Raw genomic sequence first — 17,768 nt, forward strand, 5'->3', positions numbered from 1 at the left:
TAAACTAGCTTTCATCCATCCAGGTTATTGGCTTCCGACAGAGCGGAGACAATCGGGAGATGAATTGCGCCCTCCAATGGCGCAGGAATGCTTTGCAGATCGATAACAAAATCGCCATAACGCTTCAGATGACCCGTCAAATAAGGACTCAGCGTTGCTAACATCGAACGATCGATCTTGACCCCTTCAGCCGTCAGTTGCTGAATGACTACAGACAGATCCACCGCATTATGGAGAATCACGGCACTAGCAACCAGATCGAGATACTTGACACGCTTCTCCTGTTGTTCGGGATCGTTTTCAGTGATAATTCCCTCCTTCCCAAAGAAGATCCAGTCTAGGAAATGATTGTAGCCCTCCACGATATTAGTACAGGCAGTAATCTCTTGGCGCAAACCACGATCGGAAATATATTCGAGCAGAAAGATCGTGCGAACGACTCGACCTAATTCCCTAAAAGCCTGATAGAGACGATTTTTCCGACTGTAACTTCCTAATTTCCGCAACAGCATCGAAGGTAAAAACTTCCCCGCCTGAATCGATAACACCACTCGCATTAAATCCTGCCAATGAGTGCGAATTAATTGCCAGTCAATGACATCCTTAAACAGCGGGTCGATATACTCGTAAACAGCATCCTGACTGGGACGAAAGAACTTATAATCCTGCCAGTTCCGAATCCGAGGCATCAGTTTAATCCCCAACAAATATGACAATCCAAACACGGTAGTTGATTGTCCTTGGGTATCTGCGTGCAAAGTATCGGGTTGAATATCCGAAGTATTCTTGAGCAAGCCATCGAGAATATAAACCGCCTCCCAAACTCCACAATTAATGAAATGGGTGAACAAAGCAATGTAGGTATCGGAAACATGATGGTAGGCAATACCCCCATAGCCACCATAGCGAATGTGATACTCTGACATCAAATTATTTTCATAAACCTCAAACTTACTGCCATCAGCAGCAGCCTTCTTCCCCGTCCCCCAACACTTGGGCAGCTCCAGCAGATTATAGGCATTAATCAGATCTCGCATCGCTGCTTCAAGCTGTTGAATGGAGATATGTTGGCGATTGACATAAGCCAACATCCGCGAACTAACTTTCCCCCGCGTGTGTCGTGCGGTTTGATTCGGCCCCAGATTACAACCATAGCCAAATACTGCCAAAATATACCGTTCGACCGAATTCTCAATCTTTGGCTCAGAACCAGAAACTGGGCCAAAATGACGCACCCAATTGAGCCAATGCTCGACATGACAAAGGATATCCAACACACTGCGCTCTGGCAGGCGTTGTAGGATCTCCGCTTCCAATTCCTTTGCTCCAGATGGTGGTGGCGCAGCAGCAATTCGTTTGAGTACTGGTTCGCCTTCTGCACTAATGGTTATCTGCGTCCCATCCTGGCAAATTTGGTCTACAGTGGTGGCTGTCTCTGTCAGTTCGATCTGAAGCTGTTCGACAAATTGAGCGGCGGTAGGAGCCATTCCGGTTTGTTGACAATAATCTGCCAATAGCGGCTGACACTCATCCCAGGATAGCAACTGTTCGCGGAAGTCTGCATAGTTCTCTGACCCCACCACGCAAGCATCACCGCTTTTGAATTCTGCTGCCAAATAAGTGAAGATACACACCTCGAATTGCTGTCGCACCAACCGCACTTTACCCTCATGTTCCTCCACCACCAATCGCCGCCAGCGTTCGCTCATAAAGCTCAGATCTAAATCATCCACTGGCAACCATTTGGAGCGGCGATCTTCATGCGCCAAAACGACAGTTAAAGCTGCCGTCAATGAGAGGTCTTGGCTGGTGGACTGGATTTCCAAGCCCCGCACCAATGGAAATAACACCGAACGGTAACGACTGTAGAACCGCCACACTAGGGGCAAGTAATTGTCGCTATTGTAAGCAGTAATCTCTTCACACTGCTCCAACAAAGCTACGGCTCCCCCATGCGTTTCCAGCACAGATTGGACTCGTTCGCCCAAACTAGCTGTATCGGTTTCGCCTGCTGATGTCTGTAAAATCTCAGCTAAGACTCCCAGCATCGATGCCGTCTGAGCTAAATGCTGCTCGCGTAACTCTACCAGCTTGTCTCTGGCACACTGGTGCATTTTCTGCATTCGCTTGAGAAACATCTCCACCAAATGGTCGCGAGTTTTGACTTGGACGCGGTAGAGCAGACAAATCAATAGAGCACGACGTTTAGCTAGTTTCAGCTCCCGCAAGTCCGTCAGAGCCAAGGCTTTGGCTTGAGCGGCAAAGGATTTGACCTTAGCAGGTGCAATAGTGATGAGTAACTGGCGCACATCCCCACAGGTGAGCATCTGCTCGAATTTAGCTTGTAGTGCTTGAACGTGAGATAGGCGAGCACTTTTCGGTGGTGCTCTCAATAAACTGAAGGTTAATCCCGATGCGGGTGAAGTAGCTAGCAAATCATCTACAAATGCCTGCTGGATGGGAGTCATCGCATTGGTAATGCGCCCAAACAAGCGATTATTCACGACAGTACGGATATGACCGACTAAACGATCTAAAGTACTAAAAGCTGGTAATTCATAACGTTCTTTGACCAATTCTTCGACTGCGACATTGATTAAATCGGCAGGATACTCCATCACCTGGGCCGCCTGTGCAATGGCCGTAGCAATGGCAGTTTGAGCCTTACGGTCGTAAGGATGAACGCCCAAGTAAGCTCGAATTGCCTCTGCATAATAGTAGCGAGAACGTTCGGGTGGGATGGCACAGACGTTGGCACTGAGATTCAAACAAGCCCGAATGTGTCCGACAACCGTTGGCGGGACTGCTTCTGATGGTGGAAAATAGCCCAACCGCTGGAATGATTTGAGCATCACTAATAAGCGCAGCAGCCCACGTTTACTTTTGACTTGTGTTTGGGCAAATATTAGCTCAGATGCAGATGGTGTATAGATTTCGGTCAGTTCCTTGACAGTTGCCTGAGATTTGAAGCGGGGATAAGCCGTGCGTTCGATAGCGGTCATAAAGCCGTTGGGAATTCCAGCCAGATCTGGCAATACTCAGTTGTCCAAGGCAGAGTATAAGCCATACTCTGTCATAAATTCAGTAGATCGCCAAAACATTATTTTAGGAGGTTTAGCGATCGTTAAATTCAACTATTTTTCGAGGCTTGCACCAATCGATCTAAGGCTGAGTGCGCGACAATTTCTGCTCGTTCAGAAGTAACTTTTTGATAGCGCAAAGTGGTTTGAATATTAGTATGTCCCATCAGGGCACGTAACTCCTCGATGCCCATCAAGCCAACTCGTTCGGTAGCAAAGGTGTGTCGTAAGTCGTGCATTCTAATCCCATTGAGTTCTGGTGCGCTCTCAATTAGGTGTGTCCAGTCACGATGAGCTGTGCGATAACTCAGGCGGGTGACTAATTTGGTGACGGGTTTTTGGGCGGTAAATAAAGCATCCGATTCTGGGTGACGGTAGTATTTTAGATATTTTTCTAGAACCGTTGCGGCATCTTCACTGTAGAAACACCACCGGATTTTATTCCCTTTGCCAATCACTTGAAATTTGCGCTCTATTAAATCGATCTGTTCTAGGTTCAATGCTAAAGTCTCTGCAATTCTGGCACCAGTGCGATGTAGCAAGTACACCAGAGCTTTCATCCGACTGTGATGGTCGATTACTTGATAAAGTGTGGTGATTTGGGCTGGGGATAAATATCGAATCACTCGATCTGAAAAATGCTCTCCCCGTTCTAGATTGGGTTTGCGTCGTTGAAGTCGAGCGATAGGGTTAACTTTCAAGTAACCTTGCTCGACTGCAAAGTTGAATAAAGCTTGTAAGATTGCTTGATGTCGTTGATGAGTCGTATAAGCTAGATGAGATAAGTTATCTAGGTAATTTGCTAGTGTCGAACGGCTCAAGATTTCAATCGGATAACTGCCGTATTCTCCTAGTAGCGGCATGAGGCTCAATTCATAGGATTGAACGGTGCTTCGAGCGAGTCCTGGACGCTCTAGAAATTCAGTGGCGACTGTAGCTAGTGGGATAGACAATTTATCAGTTAGTTTAACTAGTAAAGTTGAATAATACTTTCCATAGTATAGTTCTCTATAAACATATTTTAAGACACTGTTTTGTGAATATTCTTCAAAGTGATAAATCGCCTAACACCAGTGAAACTGTGGGTGACTATATCAAACGGATGCGATTAATGCTCGGTTTGAATCAGAAGGAATTGGCAGCTATCGCGGGGATTCACTTGCAAAGCGTGGGGAAAATCGAACGCGGGCTAACAACTAAGCTGAATTCTCACAGTAAAAATGGCTTGGCAAGTGCGCTACAAGTTCCGGTGGAATATTTAGAGGCAGTCTGTCGCGGTACTCCAGTTGTGGCTGTTTCTCAACTCAAATTCTGTGCGCCGTGCTGGACTCCTGGAACGCCACCAGACCCACTCTGGATGGATGTGAGGGCTAAATACTGCTTTCTGTGTGGTTTTGCGCTACGCGATCGTTGTAGTCATTGCCAGGAAACGATTGCTTCTCTCAAGCATCGCTTTTGTCCTTTTTGTGGCACTGCTTATAAGGCTGAAGCCTGATTTTAAAAGCCAGTCTAGGTGAGGATTAGAGGTCTATCTTGCAGGTTTTTACACGTATCCTGTAGCTATCCCGGCTTAACCTGGTCTAAACGGACAATTTTCCCGTTTTGGCATCACCATCTCAAAACTCCTAATCTCCCTGTTTGAGCGGATGTACCGATAATCGCCAATGTTCGATATTAAAATTACTGTTGTCAAGCCAGCGATTGCGGGCAGCACTGGCTCTGAGGGCAAACTCTCTCCCAATTCAGTTACCTCTGGTATCTGGGCAGAATTCCTCTCTCTGCAAATTTCATCTGCTACCAGACGATCGTATGCAGCAGCATTGAAGGACTTTTTTCAGAGAGAATTAGAAACCGAGGTGTCTGTAGCGACGATCGAGTCGTTCTTGCGACTCCCCGAACGGGAGGCAATCGGTCATGTGTTGAATTATCGCGGACAATTGCTGACGGCAGGTTTAGCTGCGGCGACGGTAAATGCGCGGCTGGCTGCACTACGCTCTTTTGTCATTCACGCTTATAAGCGGAAATTGTGCAATTTTCGGTTGGATGATATTAAATCGGTGAAGGCGCAGAGCTATAAGGATACTAGGGGGATCTCGATCGAGTTATTCCAACAGTTAATCGATGAGATCGACAGATCGACGAGCATGGGTAGAAGAGATTATGCGATGCTGCGGTTGCTGTGGGACAATGCGCTCAGACGCGCTGAGGTGTGTGGACTCGATCGGGTGGACTTTCATCCTGGGGAGGCTCGGCTTTATCTCAAGGGAAAGGGGAGAATCGATAAGGAACCGATCGATTTGGCTGCGGCTACGGTGGAAGCGATTTCGGATTGGTTGGCGAGTATGGGTGAGAGTAAGAGTCTGGCTCTATTTGTTTCTAGTCGGGATACCCGACTGAGTGTAGATAGACTGTATCAGATTGTCGGGGGGCTGGCTCAATCTGCGGGAATCGATCGGGTAGTAAGTCCACATAAGATTCGACACTCTAGTATTACGGCATTACTAGATCTTAACGGTGGAGATGTGCGATCGGCTCAGGCACACTCTAGGCACAAGAATTTGGCTACATTGATTCGCTACGATGATGGGCGACAGCAATTGCAGGGGAAGGCAGCGAAGACGCTGGCTGATGCAATTTTGGAGCGAGATGTGGATTAAAGAATGGGGCTTGTATTTGTACAAATCACTCTGGAAGCAGTTCTTGTCGCTCCCTTTTTTTAGTACACCAATCTCTCCTGATTTGGGGCGAGTTTCGGACAAAAATGCTGTTTACTGCTGTACTAAAAAAAGGTTGTCTCAAAAAGATTGCTGAGTATCCTTTTCACTCGATGCCGCCTTCACCTTTTGCACGGTAGCAGGCGATACCCCAACTGCAACAGCAGTTGCTCGAATCGATAAACCTCGTGCTAAAGCATCTAGAATCGCGATTGATGATGGTTTGGCTAGAAAATCATCATCTGTCGTCGTACTACCGCTTGGTCTACCAACATGACCGCCCCATTGTTTTGCTCGTTCCATGCCAACTTTAATAGCCTTACGACGCTGCTGCGAACGTTCTACTGCTTCAATTTCGCATTCGACCTGGGATGGTAATCTATTTAATAGATCGCGTTCGACGCTGGATATCTCCTTTGCTTCAATCCGTTTGAGTTCGCGCAACACCGATTTACTCAGCTTGTCATCGAACTTAAAATATTCACTATGGGTGCCGATTTGATAAAGATATCATTCGTATTTATAGATAAAGTATCTCTCCAGATTACCACGATGCGACCAAGTACCTAAGATCTCGATTGCTACTGTTTCAAAGTGACCTTTGAGATCTGAATTTATTTCTACAATCCGCTCTGGTACCGTGCGCCCAGTTATGCCAATTTTATAGAATTCTTCACTATCTGCGATAATCTTTAAATAATAAAGATGGTTGGATAATACTGCTTGAATCCGGTCGCGATAAATCTTTAAATCGATAAGGACATCGGGATAATCGACCGATTCTTCCTCATAAGCCAATCGGACGCGCATTTCGAGATCGCTAAGTTTGTCATACATTAGCGGCTCTTGGACTTGGGCAAATAAATTCATCGATAGTTTACGACAAACAACCTTCCCTAATTTAGTTAGCTCCCACCCTCCATAAGTGCCTTTGTGAGGATTATAGACGATCGTGTCTTTGGCTTCGAGTAGATATCTATATTTTGAATCTACACCTTTCTTTTCAAATTGAAGTAAGGCTGCATATTCTTTGGGTGTTAAATGTAAATTAAACCTGTCAAATAGCGGCAGTTCGACATCTCTACCTGATGATACCGCCCGACAAGTTGTGTCAGTGTGAGCAAAGTGGTGAGCTTTAATTTCACCCTTTTTGGAAGTTAAACTTCCTTGACAATATGGGCATTTTAGATCGGTTTTACCTCGACGTACTCGATCGACGGATATGAGGTTGCCGTCTGGGTCGATGCCGTATTCCAGCCACTGCCACATTCTCATCTCTGGTTCCACCTATCTTTGGAGCAATCTACCAACTATTTGGATTTATCTTTAAATAGTATCTTCCTCGATCGAGTAGAACAGAATACTTCGAGATATTACTGCTGGAATTCTGGAGGATGTATTAACGGGAAATAAGAGTATTTTAAATTACTGGTTCCCTTTGGTGATTTGATTTACTCAAACACTATTTCCTACTAGTGATTTCAAATTGGAAAACAGAATAAATTCAGTTTGCTTTGGATCGATCTCCCATAGATATGATAGTTGAAGTTGAGCTTTTTCAACATCCCAAGGCATTAGGCTTTGACGATCTAATTTGGTGAATGGCCCATCTGTCTCCGTGAGAATACGTTCCCGTGGAATTTCTGCGATCAGAGAAGCTCCTTTCTTTGTCGAGAGCATTGTTGGATTGACTGAAAACCAACATCCCATAGATATGGCTCTTTTAAGTTGTGCTTTTGTCCCGCTGAACCAGTGCAATATCGGGATACCTATATCTCTATAGAGAGCGAGGCAATCAAGCACTGAATCAGCAGCAGATCTACTGTGAATTGACATTATTCGACCACCAGCTTTTTCTGTTCTCTCCAGAATGAGTTTGAACGTGCGGATCTGTATTTCTCTATGTTCTGTATACTCTTTACTGCCATCCAATCCTATTTCTCCAACATATTTTGCTTGTGGCAATAATTCGTCGAAGAGATCGATCTCATGATATCGTTCGTGTACTAGCTGAGGATGTAAACCTAGAGAAGTTCTAATTCGATCGCAACCTTTGGCAAGTGCTTGAGTTCCAATCCAAGCTTTGGGTGTAGTCGTAACGGAGAGAACATAAATGTTTCGTTGCTTACACTGTCGAGCTACTTCTAGAGGATTTGGATATAGATCGAGATGACAATGCATATCAATCATCAGAGAAGCCCCTCTTGCTGTAAAAACCGATCTACTTCTTGCATTCCTCGTTGAAATACTTGCTTATAAAGATCTTTGATGACGGGATCGACAGTGAGTGGGCCACTATCAGATATCCATGCGCCAATATTACTAGATGATAGCTTATTGATGGCTATCATTATGGCGAATAGATCGTCACGATTCCCTCGATCGCTCACAGTAGCTAATAAATTCTGATGCTCGTATGGAGTTGATTCAGTTATGCCTAAAGCAAAGATAGCAGCTCTTCTGATGATACATGGCACACATTTTCCACACTGTTGGCGTTTCCGCTTCCATTTACTGCAAGATACAGTATGCGATACTACTCGCTCTAGAGTGATTTGATTTTTACATTCTAAAAGCATTTCACCTTTGGTCTTAAATTGATAAGGATTATGAATCAACACTTTTATCCCTACTGCATCAAATATCTCCTGCATCGATCTCAGAAAATGAGGATGTGTTGTCCGAGTACTCAAAGAACCTATCCGTCTTGATGTTAGCGGTGCATTTAATGAGATCAATCCATTCTCAGGAACGAAAAGTTCTATATTTTCTAGTTGATTTACTGTTGCTAAAGCAGATGCTCCAAGCGCAGCAAAGGCCAGAAAATTCAAGCTTCTAGTCCGCATTGTCAGCTCTGTCTGTCCACCTATTGATATAGGATTAGCATTTACTGAAAATCTCGAAAATTCTCCCTCAAGCTTTCCAGCAATATAATCTTGATAAGATTTATCTCCTTTATAGGAGTGACTGATTAATAGTGGGGACTTTCCATCTGCAATTAAATCGATCGCTCCAATTGCACTATCAAGACCCCCTGAAAATAGGCATACACAGTCTCGTCCCTCAAGATCGATCGTTTTGTGTCTGCTATTAATTGGGTATGGATCTGGCGGTTTATACCCTCCACTCAAAATTTCGAGATTCCATAAGTCACCACTAAGGAAATGTAATGCTTCCTCAAGACGCTCTTTTTGTCCCAAACAAACACTAGGTTCGCATAAAGAAACTTGTAATTTGATTTCTCTCGTCCAACCGTCATCAGATCTACTTCTCTTGACAAAAGTGTCAGCAGCAGTAACGGCTAGTGCCAATGTCATCAGATCGAATTCAACAGGGGAAATACTAACACCCAGTCTCTTAATAGAATTAATCAAAGAATTACCAATAGTTGCGATATTTCTTTGTTTTCTTCCATCAAGTCCGTAGATTTGGACTGGTATAATATTGGGTGAAGACTCAGGAAGTTTTTGCGGGATATGACTTACAATTACTTGCATCACTAATAGCCCTCCCATTCTAACCAGACAGTTTCTATCACGGAGCGTTGTAGATCGATAGTTTGTGTTCTTGTCAGAGGTCTTGGATTATCATTGAATAGAGGAGCCATAGCAGCATCTACCGATACTTTGATAACTTCTCTCAAATCATTTTCTGCTTTAGTAGCTTGAACATATGTTCCTGCTTTAATCCATGCTTTACCAGCATCTTGTAATACTTGTAAAAATATACAGTCAGTTAGATAAGCAATCATTGTATTGATGATAATATCGCTTGTGATTGTACTGGGATCGAACTCAGTTAATCCATCTAAAGCTTCTACTAGGGCATGATTCATTGCTACGCGAACTTTGTCAGAATCTCCTTCAGAAGCGATTAATGATTGAGTAATTTTTTCAATTGCAACTTCACATGAGATTCCAGCCAGCGAACTCAGACTCCACCCAAGTTCTTGACTTATTTCACTACTTTGAGTCAGAAGCCCATACAATGAAGCTCCAGCCTTTGTAATATTACCTAATCGCCTAGATGCGTTACTGGCACCTCCAGTACCTCTACTGGCATACTGCTTTAATGCAGATTGCAATGACGATGGATTTCCTGTTTCAACAAAGTTACCAAAGTCTCGGCGAAATTTTGTGAACCGTTGGGGTGGAGAGTTTGGTAGTGGTTGTTCTGGTCGATCGTCTGCCCAGGGGGGTACTAAAGGCGATTTATTACCCGCTCCAGGACTTGATTGAGATGTTCCCATGAGTTAATTATCCTGATACCAAGCTTCATTTTTCAGCATCGCTTTTAACCAAGGCGGATGCTCCATGAGACTACGAATATACCTTGATAAAATTTTCGATGCAGTAGAAGAAGATTGAGCGAGTAAATATGCACCTGTAAATTCTGAAGATCGCTCACTCCAATCTGATATTTCTCTGAGACGTTCGATAATTCCCTCCATCACAGGAATCTGCTCCTCTATCGATAAGGTAGGTATGACTTTTTTTGCCTGTGCAGAGGAAATATTTTTAGTACTAAGAAGTACTGCTAGTACCTCACGCGCAGCAGGAGATAATCCTATTTCGTAAACACCCATCTGCATAGTTTCTCTGGATAGATAAACCGCTCCTCGTAAATCTATACCCTGTAATGCTGGTTTGAGTTTACTCCACTGTTTGATAAATTCAGAATTGTCTTGCCAACTTTTTGGATATTTAGATGAAGTGTCTTTCGCTCCATCTAATTCTTCAAGTTCTTTAAGAATTTTTGGTTTACCTGCTTCATTATCAATCATTCGATAAAAGTCCAAAGTTGCCTCGGCACCAGCACAACGCTCGAAAATCGCTAATTTGGTAATGATATTTTCATCAAGATTCATTCCGCGACGCTGGGCAGTTTTAGATCTCATTTTTATTGTATTAAGCAGCCTCTTGACAATTCGGGGATTACCCTGAATCTTAGGTGAGGTAGCTAAAATACGAGCGATTCGATCGGCTAATTCAAAAGCAGTAGCTAACTCCTTATTGTCTTTTAGATTATCTACGGATAATAGCTTTTCGATAGAGATTAGTTCCTCCTTCCACGAATTTCTGAGCGATTCTTCAAGAAGATTTCGTAAGCTATCTAACGATGACTTAGGGATTCCATTCTGAATAGCAAATAGCATAAATAGATAAGATCTGATTTCCCGAATTCCAGCTTTCGGAACCCGGATGGGAATTTGTATTAGTTTATCAATGTAATCTATTTGGTGACGATCGCTTGTGCCCTTGAAATAATCGGCAACTGCACCTCTGATCATATCTTCATCAGCAGCAATGATAAATGCAGTATTGGGAAGGAATAGAAATAGACGCATTGCCTCTAATGTATGGATAGCATTAGCTGGCAAGCATCGATCTAAGTTATCAATTATTACTATTAATGGTTTGTTGAGTTCTTGGAGGATCTCGGTATATTCTTTTCTGAAAGCTGCAATCTGTTGAGGCGGTGTGTTTTTTTCATTAGGTTTGAATATATTAGAAGCTATATCTTTTAACTCTTTCCCTTCTTTCGATAAATCTTTATATCCTTCTCCTGATATTTTTTTATCATCGTGTTCTGAACCATTTATTAATTTCTCTCCAGAATTTAATAACTTTGCCAGTAGCCCTCCAGTAGGAATCCCATGCGTTAAGGCAAGAGTTTCTGCTCCCAAACCCATCATCCGCCACCAATCAACTCGGCTTGAAAGAGTTTTTACTTTTTCTAATAATGTCTCATCACCTTTAACCGCTTCACATAATTTGGTTGCGATTGTTTCAAGTAGTGCTAAACGAGCATCATCATAGCCTTGATACAGCCAAGCATCAAAATTGACAATTATATATTCTTGCTTGGAGTTTTCTCGATTTTCTGTAGATGTTAGGTTGCGTTCGACTAGCTTTAGTAAAGAAGATTTACCTGCTCCCCAGTTACCAAATATTCCTAACGACACTGGCAGCATATCTGGTGATGTTAGTATATCAACAACCAGTTCAGATACTTCTCCAAAATTCAAATAATCAATCTCTGACTCTTTATCTGACCACATATATTTGCTTTTTCTGAAAAAGGATAGGTTCTTGAGTGCGATTCGGCAGAGCCGACGCTGGCGCGAACGATGCTAACTAACTCTAACGTTCACTCACATTGGTTTTAGTGCGCTGATTTTGGGAACTACTCTTACACGATATGCGATTGCGATAGATTAGTATAGTTTTTCCTTTGTGACTCCAATCAGATTAAATATTACTCTCGACTCGTTCTAATAAATATTTTACGTGTTTAGCAACTGAAATATCATAAGTAAGCATAAATTTATTCTTACATGTAAAAAAAGAAATAATTAATGCTAACACGAGCGATCCTTGTTTTGAGTAGATGAATTCTGTACCATACACATAAATGAACAAAAGAGTTATAAATGCTATTCCCAACACTGGTAAATATGAACCAAGTATTTCGTTCCGATCTTTTTGATATTCCAAGTGTTCATCTGTTGAATCCTTCATCTCTTTTACTTCTACCTCAAGATCCTGTGGTGGATATTTTCTTTTAATCTCGTCGATCCGATTGTCAAATATAGCTAGATCGTCTTCTCTGAAGATTCTATATCCTACTATCCTATTGAGTCTCGACATGTGTTCGTCTTCTATATTTGATATTCTGCTTTTTCTGCTCAATCTCAATGATTTCAAATAATCTCTTATTGAACCCACAGGCAATTTGAGAAAATCCCAGATTTCTGCTAACAACAGCAACATCATTTCTTTCATTGAGCCTTCTTTAGGTAAGGCCCTACTAGTTTTAATTAAAGTATGAATTGTATCTAAAAGTTCTTCTCTTATTTTGGACATATTAAATTTCTCTTGATATAATATTTTGCTTGCGTTAGAAATCATATTGGTTTCTCAACCAATATGATAATTAGATATTGAAATATTCGATTGAATTAGGAGCAAGATCTTCTAACTAGTCTTACTCCTACCAATCGATTGAAAATATTTAGAAATTAACTAAATTGCTGTCCAAGCAGCTTGCCATGACAACACATCGAGTTCTCCACTAACTTTAAAGCCCAGCTTTTGCTGAAACTCTTCCAACACTTTTTTAGAACGCCTACCGAAAACTCCGTCTGCGCCACTAGTGCCAAAGTCATAGCCACGAGCTATCATTCTCTTTTGCCAGACCCTAATATCTTCGCCAGTTGTGAGAGAAGATAAATTGCTTCCGTTCACTAGAGGTAAAGGCTCTGCAATCGTGTTTGTATAGGCAGGACGACCAAATCCCATAACAGTGAAATCGAGCGGTCGTATTTGATAGCGAACTTCTCCTCCATTGGAGTTATCATCTGGCGGATTATTACCGTCGATCGTAATAATTTGACCTTTTTTTGTTTTAGCAATGAAGAAAGCAACATGGTTGGCTGCACCTGGAATGAGATCGGTTTCATTTTGCCAATCAAAAAAAACGATGTCTCCAGGCAATGGATCTTTAAACCATCTTTTTTGCTCTTTGAACCATTTTGCTCCATTAGGCGTGTAGTGAAATCCTTTCTCCGTCTCGATATGAAGTTGTATGCCTGCATTATACAGACAGTAAGAAACGAACATCGCACACCAAGACTGACCATTAAGGTTGTGTCCGTACCACTCGCCATACTTGACGATGTTGCTATTACCTAGTTCTTTCACGCCTAGCTCTCTTTGAGCGATTTGTAAGACTTGATTGATATTTGTCATTTGTTTGATTACCTAATTTGGTTTCTAGTCTCGAATAGGAGGAGAGCGATAGCGGAAACTACTCTCCCCTCGCTTTAACCGACCAAGCAATAATGCTTAGTCTTCTTTCCTAACTCCCTTGAATGGATCGCCATCTTGCTTGCCATCAAGAAATCTCCCTGTGGCGGTATCGCGCTTCGTCCAAGTCTCTGTGACTGGGTTGTACGTTTGACTGCGTTGGTCAACGGCACCTTTGCGATAGCCTTTTCCTGTATTTTTAGCCATTTAGCTTACCTGCGATCTAACATTCTGCTGAAGCTTTTTCTTCAAACAGACTATTTAAATGTTAAGTCCGATTTAACATCATGTCAATAGATTGTGTGGATTTTTATAGGATTTTGTTAACAAGAGTGCCGATCGGGTGCTTGAAGTGGGGCATAATAGTCTTACCCACCCATAGCCAGTCTGGAAAAGATGTGGAAGCAAGTGGGTGATTATAAAAACCTTGAAATTTCTATCCTTACAGAGGTTCTCTAGTGCGGGTTATGAGTTAGCACCTCTAAACGCGAGCCAGTTCAACCCCAGAATACCGAACGACTGCGATCGCCGATCGACCAAGATCGCCATTTGGAACGAAATCTAACATTATCTTCATTTAAAATCTTATTTTTTAGCTATAAATGTCAAACCAGATTCGAGCTTACCGAGATCAGCTTGGATTTAAGCAGGAGGAATTGGGCGAACAGGCTGGCGTAACTCGTCAGACAATCGCGGCGTGGGAGAATGGAGAAAGGGAGCCGAGCTTAGTTCAATTAAGCAGTATTGCTAGGATCATGGGGGTGGCAGTCGAGCTACTTCAAGGCTTAGAGTTGACAGACTCTAGAGATCCAAATTCTTTTTTTTCATCCTTACTCTTCCGAGCAGATGAACCTTCTGCATTAACTCCGACGATCAAACAACATCTCATCCAAAAAGTTGCTGACTATGCTGCTGTAGAAAAGCTGCTTGGAGAAATACCAGTATCTCCAGCTAAATTCCCCTTAGATGGTTATGAATCTGAAGTAATAGAAGACTATTCTAAAGAAGTACGCAACTGGCTAGGATTAGGCGAATCAGCACCTGTTGGCGACTCTCTGTCGCTTCTAGAAAGCAAAGGGTTAAAAGTTTTACCCTACCCCCTTCCTGCCAAAATTTCAGGGTTCTCAGCCTGTGAGGAGGATTGGGGATGTCTTGTTGTCGTTAATAGCAATGATGTCGCCGAACGACAATTTTTCACTTCACTACACGAACTTGCCCACTTAATTTTTCATCATAAAGAATATCGACAGCCGCCAGAACGTACTAAATCTTCAGATCCCCGTGAGAAGGCTGCCAATCATTTAGCTGGAGCTATTTTGCTGCCAAAAAATGTCATTCGTAGAGAAATGCGTGCTTATCGAGATCGCTGGATACCAGACCCTTTGCTGATCGATATCAAGCGACGATATGGTGTGAGTCTAAGAACTATTCTGATTAGAGCCGAACAAGCTGGTATTATTACCAAACAGCAAAGCGGTACACAAATGGGCGTTCTTAATAAGAAATGTGGTGGGAAGGATAAGGATCTCCCTAATTCTGAGATCCCCATGCCACAAAGACTAACTCGTCTGGAGAGGTTGACATATACTGCACTTCTGGAAGATGAACCGCTAACTATTTCTCGTGCTGCTGAAATTTTGGGTAAAAAAACTTCGGAAGTGCATCAGGAATTGCAAACTTGGAAACAATATGATGTTGAGGTTAGTGATTGATTCCTCTTCTAGATGCAGATGCACTGATATCATTATCTCAATCCGATGGAAAACTGCTATCGCTGACTTCATCTGAAGTCCTCGATCTGGTGGTTTCAGAATGTCATTATCCAGATTATTGTAATGCCTACCAATTTATAGAACGATCTGGTTTATCTGTTGTTATTGCCAATCCAACTTTGCTACCAGAAGTTAATTACTCTCGATCGCCAAGCTTGAGTTTTCACGATATCTTAAACCTGCATTATGCAAGCTCTTGTCAGCGAACGCTTGTAACCAATTCTAAATGTTTAATATTTGCTTGTAATGATAAACATATTAAAACAATATCTTATCATGAGTTTTTGGAAAACTTTGCTTTGAATTAAATAGTACGTTACAGCTATATGTGATACTATTTAAGCTATCTTTGATTCTCTATCAAACAAAAAGTATCCGTAATGTACTGACGAGTGGCGATGTCAATATAGCATTCATCTTTTAATTCTAAGCATTCTCTTAAAAGGTTGTTAGCATTATAATACCTGTAGATACTATCTTTTTGTTGTTGTGTAAGTTGCTAGTCATAACCAAAATTTCGATATTTAATTAGCACTGCTAGTAATTTTTGTTGCGATTGAGCAAAATTTTCGGATTGAAGCGGAATCTGCTGCTTTAGATTTTTTAGCTCGTCCAAAAACTCATCGCTACATTTGAGCATTTGAGCATTGGTAATGGCTCTCATCACCAGCTAGTATCCCATCAATTTCTTTCTTGATTTTTAGCAGATGAGAGCTAGCATTAGGGAGCATTCCCAATAGCAAAAAGAATACTTCCCGCCAGCGTCGCTCGCTAACATTTTTAACTGACTTTAGAAATAATAGATCGCCATGAACTGCAAAACTATCCACAATCCACTTCGCTGTAAAGTACTCGTGAAAAGTGAGATGAGAAAAAGAAAAAATTCCCTTGGCGCGTTCGACTAATAAACCATGTTGCGCCATAATCGATCGCAATACCAATTCACTATCTAGCTGCAAAGCCTCTTCATCTGTCGCCGCACCTGATATATTGCGAATATAGTCGGTAATATGGCGTTCTACCGTGCTTTGTTTAAAGAAGTACTCACCCCGATCGAATGTGTCGAAGGCTATCTGACTTAATAAATCTTCCTTCCTTTTGAGTGATAACTTTTTATACACTTGATGTCGCTCGATATCGCGTTTGGCATCCCACTTTTTCAGCAGCACATCCAGCCCTTCTTTATACAATTCCGAGCGATTGCTGGGGAACTCCGATCCCTCTCCAAAAATCAAACACAGCAAGGTCAATAGCAGCGGATTCGTTGCCAATTCCATGACTGGCTCGCGCTCTTTTAGCTTCGATAGCATTCGCTCGGCTGTAAGTGGTTTGCCTTTAGCCTGAAACCATTTGTTGATAAATTCAGCAATCTGCTTTTCATCAAAATCTGCAACCTCTACTTCGGTAAAATGCTCAAACTTGTATTCCCATGCGGCAATCCGGCAAGTAATTACAATCTGGCATTTCCGATATAAATTAGTAAAATTCTCGATCGCCTTCCGCACTCGATCGTGGTCGATTTCTCGCACTTCATCCAAACCATCCAGCAATACTAATGCTCGACCTGCACTGAGCAGTGTCTTTGCGGTCGCCGTGACCCCACGGTCTACCCATTGACGATCGATATATTCTAGGACACTCGGCTGTGCTGGTGCTTCAGCAAAGTCCTTCAGCGTCACAAAAATGGGCACTCTTTCCGGTTGAAAGTTACTACCACAACAAAGCATCGCTAACTGCTTCATAAAGGTGGTTTTACCTGCTCCTGGTTTACCCAAGATCATCAGTTTATCGTGCAGATTTACTGCCTCTATCCCTGGTACTCGCGCCTGTGTAACTTTACCTAAAAACGGTCGAAGCTTGCGCGCCGCCTAGCGGCGGTCGAAATCCTCTCTTTGGCAATGAGCCAACATTTTGTTAATTTCCGAGCGAGTTCTGCCCGCGCTCTTTTCTAGAATATTGACACTGGTGTAGATGTCACCATACTCGATCGGCTGTTCCATATCCAGAATCCGCATCTTACCGCAGCGGTGGAGGATATCATCACTGACTTGTTGACGGATGGTTTGAACGAGGCTATCAATCTCTGAAGTTAATTCTGCGTCTATTTCTTCTATCTCTACATTGGCGATCGATCGCCAATCCAATTTTAAAGCCTTACAGATATTCTGAAAAATTTCACAGTGAACGGGTTGTCCTGCGAAAAAATTGTTCACTGTGGTGCGGGATACGCCCTCTTTACCACCCACGCCATCTACTACACCAGCTAAATGTGTTTTGGACTTATTTGGATAAAATTTCAATGCAGCCTTAGCCTTTTTGATGCCCTCTTCACTTGCTCTATAACTTGCCATTGTGAATTATCGGAAAATACTCGGACAGTACTTGGACGGTCGA

Annotated in this window: 18 protein-coding genes; 4 read left to right on the forward strand and 14 right to left on the reverse strand. The window is 42.5% G+C overall.

Going from position 1 to position 17,768, the window contains the following annotated elements:
- Positions 1–11: 11 nt before the first annotated feature.
- The gene (locus CHA6605_RS29040; protein ID WP_041547468.1) at positions 12–3,002 is read right to left on the reverse strand and encodes a Tn3 family transposase; all 2,991 of its coding nucleotides are present in this window, start codon (positions 3,000–3,002) and stop codon (positions 12–14) included.
- A 128-nt stretch (positions 3,003–3,130) separates the two neighbouring features.
- Complete coding sequence (locus CHA6605_RS29045; protein ID WP_015157985.1) at positions 3,131–4,033, reverse strand: tyrosine-type recombinase/integrase; 903 nt, start codon at positions 4,031–4,033, stop codon at positions 3,131–3,133.
- Between the two features lie 83 nt (positions 4,034–4,116).
- On the opposite strand from CHA6605_RS29045, the gene CHA6605_RS29050 reads away from it, so the two are divergent.
- A complete protein-coding gene (locus CHA6605_RS29050; protein ID WP_015157984.1) occupies positions 4,117–4,575 on the forward strand; it encodes a helix-turn-helix domain-containing protein in 459 nt (152 codons plus the stop codon).
- A gap of 169 nt (positions 4,576–4,744) precedes the next feature.
- Positions 4,745–5,737, forward strand: coding sequence for a tyrosine-type recombinase/integrase (locus CHA6605_RS29055; protein ID WP_015328745.1), 993 nt, complete (start codon positions 4,745–4,747; stop codon positions 5,735–5,737).
- A 138-nt stretch (positions 5,738–5,875) separates the two neighbouring features.
- On the opposite strand, the gene CHA6605_RS32215 is transcribed toward CHA6605_RS29055, so the two are convergent.
- From CHA6605_RS32215 to CHA6605_RS35285, 9 genes are all read right to left on the reverse strand, one after another.
- Positions 5,876–6,241, reverse strand: coding sequence for a hypothetical protein (locus CHA6605_RS32215; RefSeq protein WP_051039051.1), 366 nt, complete (start codon positions 6,239–6,241; stop codon positions 5,876–5,878).
- A 63-nt stretch (positions 6,242–6,304) separates the two neighbouring features.
- Positions 6,305–7,069: a competence protein CoiA family protein gene (locus CHA6605_RS29065; protein ID WP_198288602.1), complete on the reverse strand. Its 765-nt coding sequence runs from the start codon at positions 7,067–7,069 to the stop codon at positions 6,305–6,307.
- A gap of 180 nt (positions 7,070–7,249) precedes the next feature.
- Positions 7,250–7,984, reverse strand: a complete 735-nt coding sequence (qatD, locus tag CHA6605_RS29070; RefSeq protein WP_015328746.1) for a Qat anti-phage system TatD family nuclease QatD — start codon at positions 7,982–7,984, stop codon at positions 7,250–7,252.
- Positions 7,984–9,291, reverse strand: coding sequence for a Qat anti-phage system QueC-like protein QatC (gene qatC / locus CHA6605_RS29075; RefSeq protein WP_015328747.1), 1,308 nt, complete (start codon positions 9,289–9,291; stop codon positions 7,984–7,986). Before qatC ends, qatD begins: the two co-directional genes overlap by 1 nt.
- 2 nt (positions 9,292–9,293) lie before the next feature.
- Entirely contained in the window at positions 9,294–10,043 is a 750-nt protein-coding gene (gene qatB / locus CHA6605_RS29080; protein ID WP_015328748.1) for a Qat anti-phage system associated protein QatB, read from the reverse strand.
- A 3-nt stretch (positions 10,044–10,046) separates the two neighbouring features.
- Entirely contained in the window at positions 10,047–11,855 is a 1,809-nt protein-coding gene (locus CHA6605_RS29085) for a KAP family P-loop NTPase fold protein (protein ID WP_015328749.1), read from the reverse strand.
- A 190-nt stretch (positions 11,856–12,045) separates the two neighbouring features.
- Positions 12,046–12,705: a hypothetical protein gene (locus tag CHA6605_RS29090; RefSeq protein WP_015328750.1), complete on the reverse strand. Its 660-nt coding sequence runs from the start codon at positions 12,703–12,705 to the stop codon at positions 12,046–12,048.
- 114 nt (positions 12,706–12,819) lie between these two features.
- The gene (locus CHA6605_RS29095) at positions 12,820–13,545 is read right to left on the reverse strand and encodes a C40 family peptidase (protein WP_015328751.1); all 726 of its coding nucleotides are present in this window, start codon (positions 13,543–13,545) and stop codon (positions 12,820–12,822) included.
- 96 nt (positions 13,546–13,641) lie between these two features.
- Entirely contained in the window at positions 13,642–13,809 is a 168-nt protein-coding gene (locus CHA6605_RS35285) for a hypothetical protein (protein WP_015328752.1), read from the reverse strand.
- A 395-nt stretch (positions 13,810–14,204) separates the two neighbouring features.
- Here CHA6605_RS35285 and CHA6605_RS29100 point away from each other — a divergent pair, with 395 nt between their 5' ends.
- Together CHA6605_RS29100 and CHA6605_RS29105 are read left to right on the forward strand one after the other, a co-directional pair.
- On the forward strand, positions 14,205–15,314 hold the full coding sequence (locus CHA6605_RS29100; protein ID WP_015328753.1) for an XRE family transcriptional regulator: 1,110 nt from the start codon (positions 14,205–14,207) through the stop codon (positions 15,312–15,314).
- The gene (locus CHA6605_RS29105; RefSeq protein WP_041550321.1) at positions 15,311–15,682 is read left to right on the forward strand and encodes a hypothetical protein; all 372 of its coding nucleotides are present in this window, start codon (positions 15,311–15,313) and stop codon (positions 15,680–15,682) included. The genes CHA6605_RS29100 and CHA6605_RS29105 overlap by 4 nt, the downstream gene beginning before the upstream one ends.
- A 35-nt stretch (positions 15,683–15,717) precedes the next feature.
- Here the strand turns inward: CHA6605_RS29105 and CHA6605_RS37435 are convergent, their stop codons facing one another.
- From CHA6605_RS37435 to CHA6605_RS35965, 3 genes are all read right to left on the reverse strand, one after another.
- A complete protein-coding gene (locus tag CHA6605_RS37435; protein WP_422678774.1) occupies positions 15,718–15,846 on the reverse strand; it encodes a hypothetical protein in 129 nt (42 codons plus the stop codon).
- A 154-nt stretch (positions 15,847–16,000) separates the two neighbouring features.
- Complete coding sequence (locus CHA6605_RS35960; protein ID WP_232432339.1) at positions 16,001–17,116, reverse strand: NACHT domain-containing protein; 1,116 nt, start codon at positions 17,114–17,116, stop codon at positions 16,001–16,003.
- 126 nt (positions 17,117–17,242) lie between these two features.
- Entirely contained in the window at positions 17,243–17,725 is a 483-nt protein-coding gene (locus CHA6605_RS35965; protein ID WP_051039054.1) for a hypothetical protein, read from the reverse strand.
- Positions 17,726–17,768: the final 43 nt, after the last annotated feature.

This window comes from Chamaesiphon minutus PCC 6605 (assembly GCF_000317145.1).
Taxonomy (GTDB): Bacteria; Cyanobacteriota; Cyanobacteriia; order Cyanobacteriales; family Chamaesiphonaceae; genus Chamaesiphon; species Chamaesiphon minutus.

Coding starts and splice junctions, on each gene's coding strand:
- CHA6605_RS29040 (WP_041547468.1), bottom strand. CDS start 3,002: ATGACCGCTATCGAACGCACGGCTTATCCCCGCTTCAAATCTCAGGCA.
- CHA6605_RS29055 (WP_015328745.1), top strand. CDS start 4,745: ATGTTCGATATTAAAATTACTGTTGTCAAGCCAGCGATTGCGGGCAGC.
- CHA6605_RS29065 (WP_198288602.1), bottom strand. CDS start 7,069: ATGAGAATGTGGCAGTGGCTGGAATACGGCATCGACCCAGACGGCAAC.
- qatD (WP_015328746.1), bottom strand. CDS start 7,984: ATGATTGATATGCATTGTCATCTCGATCTATATCCAAATCCTCTAGAA.
- qatC (WP_015328747.1), bottom strand. CDS start 9,291: ATGCAAGTAATTGTAAGTCATATCCCGCAAAAACTTCCTGAGTCTTCA.
- qatB (WP_015328748.1), bottom strand. CDS start 10,043: ATGGGAACATCTCAATCAAGTCCTGGAGCGGGTAATAAATCGCCTTTA.
- CHA6605_RS29085 (WP_015328749.1), bottom strand. CDS start 11,855: ATGTGGTCAGATAAAGAGTCAGAGATTGATTATTTGAATTTTGGAGAA.
- CHA6605_RS29090 (WP_015328750.1), bottom strand. CDS start 12,705: ATGATTTCTAACGCAAGCAAAATATTATATCAAGAGAAATTTAATATG.
- CHA6605_RS29095 (WP_015328751.1), bottom strand. CDS start 13,545: ATGACAAATATCAATCAAGTCTTACAAATCGCTCAAAGAGAGCTAGGC.
- CHA6605_RS35285 (WP_015328752.1), bottom strand. CDS start 13,809: ATGGCTAAAAATACAGGAAAAGGCTATCGCAAAGGTGCCGTTGACCAA.
- CHA6605_RS29100 (WP_015328753.1), top strand. CDS start 14,205: ATGTCAAACCAGATTCGAGCTTACCGAGATCAGCTTGGATTTAAGCAG.
- CHA6605_RS35960 (WP_232432339.1), bottom strand. CDS start 17,116: ATGAAGCAGTTAGCGATGCTTTGTTGTGGTAGTAACTTTCAACCGGAA.
- CHA6605_RS35965 (WP_051039054.1), bottom strand. CDS start 17,725: ATGGCAAGTTATAGAGCAAGTGAAGAGGGCATCAAAAAGGCTAAGGCT.